This window comes from Polaromonas sp. YR568, from assembly GCF_943372955.1.
In the GTDB taxonomy this organism is placed as follows: domain Bacteria; phylum Pseudomonadota; class Gammaproteobacteria; order Burkholderiales; family Burkholderiaceae_C; genus Polaromonas.
The window spans coordinates 77,892-90,184 of record NZ_CALSAL010000001.1 but is presented as its reverse complement, the minus strand read 5'-3'; the positions used below and the strand labels follow the sequence as shown (position 1 = coordinate 90,184).

The window sequence follows — 12,293 nt, the reverse complement described above, 5'->3', positions numbered from 1 at the left end:
GGCAAACTGGAGGGTTGCGACTTCTGGTCTGCCGTGCCTCGGCCGGAACCAAATCGGCCTCCACCACACCAACCAGTTCCCACCATGAAACTCAACATCGTTCCCGCCCGCACCGGCCTGGTCTGGGTCAAATTGGGCATCAAGACCTTTGCCCAGCAGCCACTGGCCATGACGGGACTGTTCTTCATGTTCATGGCGATGCTCTCGCTGGCCAGCCTGTTGCCGTTTCTGGGGGCAGCGCTCGCGCTGGCGCTGCTGCCTGCAGCCACACTGGGGCTGATGGCCGCCACGCAGGAGGCGACCAAAGGCAAGTTCCCGATGCCGTCCATCCTCATCAGTGCCTTCCGTGCCGGGCAGCAGCGGGTGCGGGCCATGATGGTGCTGGGCGCCCTGTACGCGGTCGGGTTCCTGGCACTGATGGCGATTTCGGCGCTTTTTGACGGTGGCCAGTTTGCCAAGCTCTATCTGGTGGGCGGAAAAATCACAGAAGACATGGTGAGGCAAGGCAATTTTCAGGCGGCCATGTGGGCATCCATGCTGCTTTATCTGCCGCTGTCCCTGCTGTTCTGGCACGCGCCTGCACTGGTTCACTGGCACGGCATTTCGCCGGTCAAGAGCCTGTTCTTCAGCCTGATGGCCTGCTACAAAAATTTTGCCGCGCTCACCGTGTTCGGTCTGGCATGGGTGGGCGTGTTTGTCGGTGCGGCCATCGTCGTCGCGCTGCTGTCGATTGCACTCGGCAACCCGACGTTTGCCACACTGGCCATGTTCCCGATTGCACTGGTGATCGTGGCGATGTTTTTCACCTCGATTTACTTCACGTTTCGTGATAGCTTCGTGGCCACGTCTGACCAGCCCCCTGAAGACGCACCTGCGACAGCGCAATAAACCAGCGCCATCAACCCGGGAGACCCTGCATGACCCAGCACCTGCTGCGAGGCCGCGACGAAAAAGAAGTTCTGTGGTTCCAGCGGCGCGACACCTTGCGCGCCGCTGCGGCCTGGCTGGCGATGGGGGGTCTGCCGGCGGCCATCGCGCAGCAGCGCAGCAACATCGTGGAGCTCAGCGGCGATGCTTTGCTCAACGGCAACCGGCTGGTACCCGGCCAGACGATACAAACCGGCGACCAGATCCAGACCGGGCCGGGTTCTCGCCTGGTGTTTGCGCTGGGCAATGCGTCGTTTCTGGTACGGCAGAACACGCGCATGACGGTCGAGCGGGGCAGCACGCTCCGCGCGGTCAGCATGCTGCGCATCCTGACCGGCGCCGTCGCCAGCGTCTGGAACAAGGGCGGCAGCCGCAGCATCATCACGCCGACGCTCACCGCCGGCATACGCGGCACCGGGGTCTACACCGAGATTCCCCCTGGCGAAGACCGCACCTATTTCTGCAACTGCTACGGCACCGTGGACCTTGACGCCGGCGGCACCAAAGCCGTGTCGCGGTCGGACTACCACCAGTCGTTCTGGGCCGAGGCGCCTGCTGGCGCGACGCCCGTCATCCGTCCCGCAGGCTATCTGAACCACACCGACGAAGAACTGGAATTGCTGGCTGGGCTGATCAACCAGCGCACCTACTGGCAAGTCATGGGCCGCAAAGGCACACCCGACGGCAAAGGCACCATGGGTTACTGAGGTATCGAAACCGCCGGGCTACAGCTGGCGTATCCACCGGGTAAGCTGCGCAGCAAATGGCTGGTCACACGGCCAGCTTCCTAGCCCCGGTTTCTGTTCTTGCCCACAACGCCAACGCCTTTGAAGGAGAGTTTTCATGCCCGCTCCAACGCATCGCACCACTTCCCCGGCGCCGCACCGCGCCTGGATGGCCTGCGCCCTCGCAGCCACCCTGCTGGCCGGCCCGGCCATGGCTGCCGACGGCTGGACTTCCGCACCCGCGGCAGAGCCTGCCCCGGCGGCCAAGCCCGACCGCATGAGCGCAGCGCGAGACGCGGTCCGCGCTGGTGACTGGCGCAAGTCGATTGCCGAACTGACGGTGGAAGTCCGCGAGCGACCGGGCAACGCCGATGCCCACAATCTGCTGGCCTACTCCTATCGCAAGCAGGCCACGCCCGATCTGCCCAAGGCTTTCGAGCACTACAACACCGCGCTGAAGCTGAACCCCAAGCACAAGGGTGCTCACGAGTACATCGGCGAGGCTTACCTGATGTCCAAACAGCCCGCCAAGGCCGAAGAACACCTGGCGCAGCTCAAGCTGATCTGCGGCAACGATACCTGCGAGGAATACGTTGACCTGGCCAAGGCAGTGGCCGACTACAAGGCCAAGAACAAGTAAGTACCCACGGTGACTGCGGCGAGGCCGCGGTCACACCACCGTGAGTTTGGCCACGCTCAGGGCCAGCCACTTCACGCCGTGCCGGGTGAAGTTGATCTGTGCACGCGCGTCGTCGCCACTGCCTTCCAGCATCATCACCTTGCCCTCGCCGAACTTGGCGTGAAACACATTCATGCCGCTCTTGAGGCCGTGCGCTGGCTCGTTTTTCTGCGGTGGAACCGGCGGGTTGGCAAAGCGCTCGCCGCCGCCTGCCCGTGAAGAAAACACGCTGCTGGCCCAGTCCCCACGCCCGCCCGATGCGCCAGTGTGGCCAGCACCGCGCCAGCCGTCTGAGCTGCCGCCCAGGCCGGATGCGAAGCCCTGGTTCTTCGGCGTGATCCATTTGAGCGCCGCTTCGGGCAACTCGTCGAAAAACCGGCTCTTGAGGTTGTAGCGAGTCTGCCCGTGCAGCATGCGCGTCTGGGAATGGCTGAGGTAGAGGCGCTTGCGGGCCCGGGTGATGGCCACGTACATCAGGCGGCGCTCTTCCTCCAGCCCGTCGGGGTCGCTCATAGAGTTCTCGTGCGGGAACAGCCCTTCCTCCAGACCGGTGATGAACACGCAGTCAAACTCCAGGCCTTTCGACGAATGCACCGTCATCAGTTGCACCGCATCCTGCCCGGCCTGGGCCTGGTTATCGCCCGACTCCAGCGCGGCATGCGTGAGGAAAGCCGCCAGCGGCGACAGTGTTTCGCCGGTTTCCATATCGGGTGCCAGCGCTTCGGGCAAGGGTTCGTCGATCACCGGCGACGCGGCATCCAGCCCCTGGCTGGCCGGTGACTGCGTGATCGCTCGCGGGGTCACGCCACGGCCGCCCAACTCATCGACCGGCAGCGCCACCGCGTCCCGGCCAAAACCTTCCTGGCTGACGAAGGACTCGGCAGCGTTCACCAGCTCGGCCAGATTTTCCAGCCGGTCCTGGCCTTCCTTGTCCAGCTTGTAGTGTTCTTCCAGGCCGCTGTGCTGCAGCACGAGCTCAATGATTTCGCGCAGCGTGGCGCCGGTGGTCTGCTCGCGCAGCACATCCAGCTTGGCCACAAAGGCGCCGAGGTTGGCGCCAGCCTTGCCGGGCACGGCGCTCACACCATCGTGCAGCGAGCAGCCCGAACTGCGCGCCAAGTCCTGCAACTGTTCGATGCTGCGCGCGCCAATGCCGCGCGGCGGGAAATTGACCACACGCAGAAAGCTGGTGTCGTCGTGCGGGTTCTCCAGCAAGCGAAGGTAGGCCAGCGCATGCTTGATCTCGGCACGCTCGAAAAAGCGCAGGCCACCGTACACGCGATAAGGCACGCCGGCATTGAAGAGCGCAGTTTCCATCACGCGGCTTTGCGCATTGCTGCGGTAGAGCAGTGCGATCTCTTTGCGTTCGCTGCCATCACGCACCAGTTGCTTGACCTCGTCAACAAACCACTGGGCTTCGGCAAAATCGCTGGTCGACTCATAAACCCGCACCGGCTCGCCGGGCCCGGCCTCGGTGCGCAGGTTCTTGCCCAAGCGCTTGCTGTTGTGGCTGATCAGCTCGTTGGCCGAATCGAGAATGTTGCCGAAGCTGCGGTAATTGCGCTCCAGCTTGATCTGCTGCTGCACGCTGAACTCGCGCACAAAGTCGGCCATGTTGCCAACCCGCGCGCCGCGAAAGGCGTAAATGCTCTGGTCGTCATCGCCCACTGCCACGACTGACCCACCTGGCATGCCCGCGCTCGCCGGCGCGGCATCGGCGCCCTGCCCGGCCAGCATCTTGATCCACGCGTACTGCAGCTTGTTGGTGTCCTGGAACTCGTCGATCAGGATGTGACGAAAGCGCCGCTGGTAGTGCTCGCGCACGGCGGCGTTGTCACGCAGCAGCTCGTAGCTGCGCAGCATCAGCTCGCCGAAATCGACCACACCTTCGCGCTGGCATTGCTCTTCATAGAGCGCGTAAATTTCGACCTTCTTGCGGCTTTCCTCGTCACGCGCCGGAATGTCCTTGGCGCGCAGGCCGTCTTCCTTGCTGCCGGCAATGAACCACATCAGCTGCTTGGGCGGAAAGCGCTCGTCGTCGATGTTGAACTGCTTGCACAGGCGCTTGATGGCCGAGAGCTGGTCCTGCGTGTCCAGTATCTGGAAGGTCGAAGGCAGGTTGGCGAGCTTGTAATGGGCGCGCAAAAACCGGTTGCACAGGCCGTGAAAGGTGCCGATCCACATGCCGCGTACATTGACTGGCAGCATGGCCGACAGGCGGGCCAGCATTTCCTTGGCGGCCTTGTTGGTGAAGGTCACCGCCAGAATGCCGCCGGGCGACACCTGCCCGGTCTGCAGCAGCCAGGCGATGCGGGTGGTCAGCACCCGCGTCTTGCCCGAGCCGGCGCCCGCCAGGATCAGGGCGTGGGTGGCCGGCAGGGTCACCGCCGCAAGCTGCTCCGGGTTAAGATTTTGTAAGAGCGGAGAGTTTGGCGCGACTGCTGAAGACATCCCTCATTGTAGAAAGTGTGGAAAGCCCCGATGAACACCTTGCGCACTTCCGCTTCAACCCTGATCGGTACCCTCGCCCTGGTCGCCCTGACTGCCATCAGCACGGGCGTGAACGCCCAATCCTTCTGCGCCAGCGACGGCCAGGCGCAGCCAGTGCAACTGATGGAGCGCTTCATCAACGCCGATTGCGCCAGTTGCTGGATCGCGCCCGACACGCCGAAAGCCGCCGCGAATCAGGTGGCACTGGACTGGGTGGCACCCGGTAGCAAGGGCGAGGACGCGCCGCTGTCTGCGGTGGCAACACGCGATGCGCTGCTGCGCCTGCAGGCCCTGCGGCAAAAGCTGCCGGCTAAAACCAGTACCGCCGTACGAACCGTAAAGCCTGTGCAAGGCAGCGCGCTGCGTGTTTCGCATGGCACACCGGTCGCCGATTACGTGGGCGCCTCCATCGAGCTGCAACCCATTCCCAAGAGCGCCAAAGGCCAGCAATGGACTGCCTGGCTGGCGCTGGTGGAAACACTGCCCGCAGGCACCGAGGGTTCACCCACAGAGCGCAACCTGGTCCGCAACCTGCTGCAAACGCCGTTTGACGGCCGCAAACCACTGGCTGCCGATGCACCTGACCGATTTTTCGAATCCCGTGCCATGAACATCCCGCCGGGCGCCAAGTCGGAGCGGCTGCGCGTGATTGGCTGGGTGGAAGATGCCCGCGGGCAGGTGGTGGCCGCCGCACAGTCGCGCTGCGAGACTACCAACTAGGGCCCGTTAACGCTATTTTTGCAAGATGCGTTGCGAGTCAAAAAGGCGATGGGCTAGGCGCAAAACGCCGTCGGGGTACGCCCCCGACAAGGCTTTGCAACGCCGCCCAGTGTCTTTTTGATCACAACCCGGAGGGAACGGCATGAAAGCCGCGCCACTCGGCGTTGCACGGCTTGCCCAGACGCCCGGTCTGGGCTGCGCCCTGCGCCTTGATTGGCACCGCTTTCATGCCGTTCGCATTTGCAAAAATAGCGTTAACAGGCCCTAGGCCATCGCGCAACCCATATAAAGGCTATACGACAGGCGCAATCCCACACCGGGCCGCACAGGCCTAGAATCAATCACCGGGCCCAAGCAATTGCGCCCGGTTTTGTTTTTGCGCTTTCCCCGCACACGGGACAGCAGCGCATCACAGCACCGGACCAGTCCAAGCGCCTTCTGTTCATCAACAGTTTTTCAGGAGCTTGGGATCATGGAAATTTTTGACTACGACAACGTCCTGCTGCTGCCGCGCAAATGCCGCGTGGACAGCCGCTCGGAATGCGACGCCGGCGTGACGCTGGGCGGGCGCACCTTCCGCATTCCGGTGGTGCCGGCCAACATGAAAACGGTGGTGGACGAGTCCATCTGTACCTGGATGGCCCAGGCCGGCTACTTCTACGTGATGCATCGCTTCGACCTGGACAACGTGCAGTTCGTCAAGGACATGCACGCCAAGGCTGTGTATGCATCAATCTCGCTGGGCGTGAAGAAACCCGACTACGACACGGTGGACCAGCTGGTCGCCGCCGGCCTGACACCCGAATACATCACCATCGACATCGCCCACGGCCATGCCGACAGCGTGAAGAACATGATCGGCTACCTCAAGCAGCACATGCCGAAAGCCTTCGTGATCGCCGGCAACGTGGCCACACCCGAGGCCGTGATCGATCTGGAGAACTGGGGCGCCGACGCCACCAAGGTCGGCGTGGGCCCGGGCAAGGTGTGCATCACCAAGCTCAAGACCGGCTTTGGCACCGGTGGCTGGCAGCTCAGCGCGCTCAAGTGGTGTGCCCGCGTGGCGACCAAACCCATCATTGCCGACGGCGGCATCCGCAGCCATGGCGACATCGCCAAGAGCGTGCGTTTCGGCGCCACCATGGTGATGATCGGCTCGCTGTTCGCGGGCCACGAGGAATCACCCGGCCGCACGGTCGAGGTGGACGGCGAACTGTTCAAGGAGTACTACGGCAGCGCCAGCGACTTCAACAAGGGCGAGTACAAGCACGTCGAAGGCAAGCGCATCCTGGAGCCGATCAAGGGCAAGCTGGCCGACACGCTGCGCGAGATGGAGGAAGACGTGCAGTCCTCCATCAGCTACGCCGGCGGCACCCGGCTGATGGATATCCGCAAGGTCAACTACGTGATTCTGGGCGGCGACAACGCGGGTGAGCACCTGCTGATGTGAGGCATTGACTGCCGTGGCATCAGGCGCTCACTGGCGCAGGTCTGTCACGCCGTCTTTCCGATCAGATCCATCGCCAGCTGGTGCAAGCGGTGTGGCGACTGCGCCAGCGCATCGACCACGCTGAAGTGGTCCAGCCCCAGCAGGGCTTCGCGCACCGGCACCGTCTTCGGTCCCCAGGCTTTCTCGATCAATACGTTGTGGCGCAGGAACTCGTCGCTCTCGCTGGCGCCTGCCACGGTGTAGAGCAAACCGCGCGGTGGCGCTGGCATCCAGGCCGGGCTGGCCTGCAGCACCTGCTGCGGCGTCAAGCGCAGCGAGTCCTTGAGAAAAGGCGTGTGCATCACCGGCTCAAGATCGTAGAGGCCGGAGATCGACAGCGCGTTCTTCACCAGGTCTTTGGGCAGGTCCTTTGCATGCTGTGGCCACAGGCAGGCCAGCATCATCGCGGCCAGATGCCCGCCTGCTGAATGCCCGACGACGGTGATGCGGTTCGGGTCACCGCCGAATTCGGCCACATGCCGCCATGTCCATGCCAGCGCACGCACCATCTGCAGGGTGATGTCGGGGATCGTCACCGCCGGGCACAGGTCGTAATTGGGCACCACCACGCACACGCCGGCCGAGGTGAAGGCTGGCACGACAAAAGAATGATCCGCCTTGTCGAGTGAGCGCCAGTAGCCGCCGTGAATGAACACCATGACCGGTGCGCCCCGCGCGGCTGCTTTACCGGTGGGGGCGGCGGGAAACACGTCGAGCTTCTGGCCTGCGCTGTCGCCGAAGGCCACGTCCAACGTGCACGGCTGCGAACTGCGCACCGCTGCGGAGCTTTCCTTCCAGCGGGTGAAGTAGGCGGCATGCTCCGGCACAAGGGCGCGGTTGTTGTACATGCGGTCCAGCCAGGCGGGGTCGTAAGCGGTCATCGGGTCTCCTGAATCCTGAAGTTTGATGGGTGGCGGTCGGCGAGCAACCGCAACCGCCTTATCTTGTCACACGACTTGTCACGCGATCCACCAGATCGCATGGCCACGGGTAAACCCGCAAACCCCTGCATTGAGCACACTGTATTCTGTATACAGAGATGACTTCATGACACCGCTCACCCAAATTGAAACCACGCCCGATCTGGTGGACCAGGTCTATCGCAGCCTGCTGGACGCCATCAGCGAAGGCGTGATCACGCCTGGCACCCGCCTGACGCAGGAAGACATTGCCGAGAGTCTAGCCGTGTCCCGCCAGCCGGTGCTGCAGGCCCTGCGGCTGCTCAAAAAAGACGGTTTCGTGCTGGACGCACCCGGCCGTGGCGTGCTGGTGGCGCCACTCAACGTGGGCTGGCTGGCGCAGATTTACCAGGTCCGCAGCGCGCTGGATGCGCTGGCCGCGCGACTGGCCGCCCGCAGCCGGGCCCAGCTGGACCCGGCACTCATCACACGCGGACGGGCCGCCGCACGCGGCGACAACGTCAAGGCCATGATGACCGCCGACGCCGACTTCCACGGCGCGATCTACACCGCCTCGGGCAACCCGCTGATCGCCCAGAGCGCGCAGCTGCACTGGCACCACATCCGCCGGGCCATGGGCGCGGTACTGCAGGTCTCGACCATGCGCGAATCGATCTGGGATGAGCACGAGGCGATTGCCAGGGCAATTGCCGCCGGCGACGAGGACCGCGCCGAATCCATGATCCGCCAGCACGGGGAAGACGCCGGCTACAACCTGGCCCGTCTGCTCACCAGCGCGCTGCAACAGCCAGCACAAGCGGCCCCCTGAACACCAACACACCAATACGCCACCACACCACACACCAGGAGACACCATGCGACTCACCCCCGAACAATTGGCCGAATTCGACCGCGAGGGCTACCTCTTCTTTCCCGGGCTGTTCACGCCAGAAGAGACACAGACACTCAACGAAGCGGTACCGGAGCTTTACAGCCGGCGCGAGGCCTACAACGTGCGCGAAAAAGGCAAGGACGCCGTACGCACTAACTTTGCGGCGCACATGTACAGCGAGCCCTTCGCCAAACTGGGCCGCCACCCGCGCATGATCGAGCCGGTGGAAGACCTGCTTGGCGAACAGCTCTACATGCACCAGTTCAAGATCAACGGCAAGATGGCCTTCGAGGGCGATGTGTGGCAGTGGCACCAGGACTACGGCACCTGGCTGAACGACGACATGATGCCCACCGAGCGCGCGATGAACGTCGCGATCTTTCTCGATGACGTGACCGAGCACAACGGCCCGTTGATGTTCATCCCCGGCAGCCACAAAAAGGGCGTGGTCGATGCGAAACACGACCTCACCACCACCAGCTATCCGCTGTGGACGGTCGACAACGACCTGATCCGCCAGCTGGTGCAGCGCGCTGGCGGCAAGCAAGGCGGCATCGTCAGCCCCAAGGGCCCGGCTGGCTCGATGATTCTTTTCCACTCCTGCCTGGTGCACGCCTCGGGCAGCAACCTCTCGCCTTTCAACCGGGTGAGCGTTTACCTAAGCCTGTGTGCGGTCAGCAACCACATCTGCCGCCACAAGCGGCCGGAATACATCGCGCACCGCGACTTCACCCCGATCACCACGCTGCCGGACGATTGCCTGTTGAAGGACTACCCGGTCGATCTGCCCTGGAAAAACGGCATTCCCGCGAGTGCACTGCAGACCTCGATGGAAGAAATTGCACCGGAGCGCAAGGCAGCTTGACATGGCTCCCCCCGTTGCCGCTCACTTCGTGTAGCAGCCTCCCGCTCAAGGGGCATCACCAGTGGCCTGGCAGAGCCAGTTCCACGGTGATCGCACGGCAGGATTTACACACCACATCAACGTCCAGGTTGCGCAGAGCGCATCAGAGAAAGTGACATGAACCTTTACACCAAACTCCAGCAACGCGCCGCAGGCGGCAAGCCCGTCCGCATCGGCCTGATTGGCGCCGGCAAATTCGGCTCCATGTACCTCGCGCAGGTTCCGCGCACACCGGGTGTGCATCTGGTCGCGATTGCCGACCTGTCACCCGCCGCCGCAAAGGTGAACCTCGCGCGCGTCGGCTGGGACCCGGCCATGACGCAGGCCGAATCGGCGCAAGCCGCCATCAAGACCGGGGCGACCTGGATCACCGACGACTGGCAGGCGGTGGTGACGCACCCGCAAATCGACATCATCGTGGAGTGCACCGGTAACCCGATTGCAGCGGTTGAGCACTGCCTGAAGGCCTTCGCCCATGGCAAGCATGTGGTCAACGTGACGGTGGAGGCCGATGCCTTCTGCGGGCCACTGCTGGCGCGCAAGGCGGCCGAGGCTGGCGTGGTGTATTCGCTCGCATTCGGCGACCAGCCTGCGCTGATCTGCGATCTGGTGGACTGGGCCCGCACCTGCGGCTTCCCGGTGGTAGCCGCTGGCCGTGGCCACAAGTGGCTGCCGCACTTCAGCGAATCCACGCCCGACACCGTGTGGGGCAACTACGGCCTCACGCCCGAACAGGCCACGCGCGGCGGGCTCAACCCAAAGATGTTCAACAGCTTTCTCGATGGCTCCAAGCCGTCGATTGAATCCACCGCCGTGGCCAACGCCACCGGCCTGACGGTACCCAGCAACGGCCTGCTCTACCCACCGGCGAGTGTGGAAGATATTCCGTTTGTGACCCGACCCATCAGTGAAGGCGGCGTGCTGGAGCGCAAGGGCATGGTGGAAGTGATTTCCTCGCTCGAAGCCAACGGCCGCAAGATTCCCTACGACATCCGCATGGGCGTCTGGGTCACCGTGGAAGCGGAGACCGAGTACATCAAGAACTGCTTTGAGGAATACAACGCCCACACCGATCCGAGCGGCCGTTACTTCACTCTGTACAAGCGCTGGCACCTGATCGGGCTGGAAGTCGGTGTGTCAGTGGCCAGCGTGGCGCTGCGCGGCGAGCCTACCGGCGTCGCCACCTGCTGGAACGCTGACGTGGTGGCCACCGCCAAGCGCGACCTGCAGCCGGGCGAAATGCTGGATGGCGAAGGCGGCTACACCGTGTGGGGCAAGCTGCTGCCCGCTGCCACCTCGCTGAAGATGGGCGGGCTGCCGCTGGGTCTGGCGCATCAGGTCAAGGTGGTTCGGCCGGTGAAGAAGGGCCAGAGCTTGTCGTGGGCCGATGTGGCGATGGACACGCAGACCGACGCGTACAAGGTGCGCCACGAAATGGAAAGCATGTTCTCGCCTGCGATGAAGAAAGCGGCCTGAGCCAGACTCCACCACCCGACCTGACCGGCTGCAAACGACAGGACGCCTTTCCAGCCGGTTCAGGTTGGTTCAGGTCAATTCACTTCTTACTTTTCGTCAGGCTGGACAGAAAGCTGCCTGACAGCCTTCGCTGTAGGCGTGCGCCATGATGGCGTGCCATTCGGAATGAAACAACATGACCACTGCACGTGACTCCCAACCACTGACCATTGCTTTTCTCGGAACCGGCGCCATGGGCCTGCCCATGGCGCGTCGCCTGTGCGCAGCCGGCCACGCACTTCAGGTATGGAACCGCTCCATTGACAAGGCGGCGCCATTGGCAACGCTGGGCGCAACGGTTCACTCTGAAGCCCGGCACGCGGTAGCCGATGCCGACATCGTTGTGGCGATTCTCGAAAACGGCGCCGTGGTGGAAAACGTGCTGTTCGCGCAAGGCGTGGCCGCCGCGATGAAACCGGGCTCGCTGTTCATCGACATGGCCTCCATCAAGCCCCGCGAAGCCCGGGACCACGCGGCGCGCCTGGGCGCAAGCCATGTCGCGCATCTGGATGCCCCAGTGTCCGGCGGTACCGGCGGCGCCGAGGCTGGCACGCTGGTCATCATGGTCGGCGGTAAGGCCAGCGAGTTTGAACGCGCCCTGCCCATCTTCCAGGTGTTTGGCCGGGCCACGCACGTCGGGTCGCACGGCGCGGGCCAGCTCACCAAGCTGGCCAACCAGATGATTGTGGGCATCACCATCGGCGCGGTGGCCGAAGCGCTGCTGTTTGCCACCAAGGGTGGCGCCGACATGGCCAAGGTCAAGGAAGCCATCACCGGCGGCTTCGCCGACAGCCGCATCCTGCAGGTGCACGGCCAGCGCATGGTGGAGCGCGACTTCGCGGCGCGTGCCCGCCTGTCCATCCAGCTCAAGGACATGCGCAACGCCCTGGCCACAGCCGAGGAAATCGGCTTTGAAGCACCAATCACGCAACTCTTTGAGCAGCTCTATGCCGACGGCGTGGAGCACGGCCTGACCGACCTGGACCACTCGGGCCTGTTTGTCGAGCTGGCCAGCCGCAACGGCATGAACTAAACACGAATCGGGTCACGCTT

General features: G+C 63.7%; 11 protein-coding genes. 9 read left to right on the top strand and 2 right to left on the bottom strand.

Annotated features, from left to right (window positions below; translation table 11 throughout):
* Positions 1 to 84: 84 nt before the first annotated feature.
* From AAG793_RS00430 to AAG793_RS00420, 3 genes are all read left to right on the top strand, one after another.
* Positions 85 to 888, top strand: a complete 804-nt coding sequence (locus AAG793_RS00430; RefSeq protein ID WP_341902549.1) for a BPSS1780 family membrane protein — start codon at positions 85 to 87, stop codon at positions 886 to 888.
* 29 nt (positions 889 to 917) lie between these two features.
* Positions 918 to 1,634 carry an iron dicitrate transport regulator FecR gene (locus tag AAG793_RS00425; RefSeq protein WP_341902546.1) on the top strand — a complete coding sequence of 239 codons (717 nt, stop codon included), beginning with the start codon at positions 918 to 920 and terminating at the stop codon, positions 1,632 to 1,634.
* Positions 1,635 to 1,770: 136 nt separating this feature from the next.
* Entirely contained in the window at positions 1,771 to 2,292 is a 522-nt protein-coding gene (locus AAG793_RS00420) for a tetratricopeptide repeat protein (RefSeq protein ID WP_341902543.1), read from the top strand.
* 30 nt (positions 2,293 to 2,322) lie between these two features.
* Here AAG793_RS00420 and AAG793_RS00415 read toward each other — a convergent pair whose 3' ends face one another.
* A complete protein-coding gene (locus AAG793_RS00415) occupies positions 2,323 to 4,782 on the bottom strand; it encodes a UvrD-helicase domain-containing protein (protein ID WP_341902541.1) in 2,460 nt (819 codons plus the stop codon).
* A gap of 30 nt (positions 4,783 to 4,812) precedes the next feature.
* Between AAG793_RS00415 and AAG793_RS00410 the strand changes: the two genes are divergently transcribed.
* Positions 4,813 to 5,541 carry a hypothetical protein gene (locus AAG793_RS00410; protein ID WP_341902539.1) on the top strand — a complete coding sequence of 243 codons (729 nt, stop codon included), beginning with the start codon at positions 4,813 to 4,815 and terminating at the stop codon, positions 5,539 to 5,541.
* Between the two features lie 472 nt (positions 5,542 to 6,013).
* The gene (locus tag AAG793_RS00405) at positions 6,014 to 6,991 is read left to right on the top strand and encodes a GMP reductase (protein WP_341902536.1); all 978 of its coding nucleotides are present in this window, start codon (positions 6,014 to 6,016) and stop codon (positions 6,989 to 6,991) included.
* A 44-nt stretch (positions 6,992 to 7,035) separates the two neighbouring features.
* Here AAG793_RS00405 and AAG793_RS00400 read toward each other — a convergent pair whose 3' ends face one another.
* On the bottom strand, positions 7,036 to 7,911 hold the full coding sequence (locus tag AAG793_RS00400; RefSeq protein ID WP_341902533.1) for an alpha/beta hydrolase: 876 nt from the start codon (positions 7,909 to 7,911) through the stop codon (positions 7,036 to 7,038).
* Positions 7,912 to 8,077: 166 nt separating this feature from the next.
* Between AAG793_RS00400 and AAG793_RS00395 the strand changes: the two genes are divergently transcribed.
* From AAG793_RS00395 to AAG793_RS00380, 4 genes are all read left to right on the top strand, one after another.
* A complete protein-coding gene (locus tag AAG793_RS00395; protein WP_341902531.1) occupies positions 8,078 to 8,758 on the top strand; it encodes a GntR family transcriptional regulator in 681 nt (226 codons plus the stop codon).
* A 46-nt stretch (positions 8,759 to 8,804) separates the two neighbouring features.
* Positions 8,805 to 9,686, top strand: a complete 882-nt coding sequence (locus AAG793_RS00390) for a phytanoyl-CoA dioxygenase family protein (RefSeq protein ID WP_341902529.1) — start codon at positions 8,805 to 8,807, stop codon at positions 9,684 to 9,686.
* A gap of 156 nt (positions 9,687 to 9,842) precedes the next feature.
* A complete protein-coding gene (locus AAG793_RS00385; protein ID WP_341902526.1) occupies positions 9,843 to 11,201 on the top strand; it encodes a Gfo/Idh/MocA family oxidoreductase in 1,359 nt (452 codons plus the stop codon).
* Between the two features lie 175 nt (positions 11,202 to 11,376).
* Entirely contained in the window at positions 11,377 to 12,273 is an 897-nt protein-coding gene (locus AAG793_RS00380; protein ID WP_341902523.1) for an NAD(P)-dependent oxidoreductase, read from the top strand.
* The last annotated feature ends 20 nt before the right edge of the window (positions 12,274 to 12,293 follow it).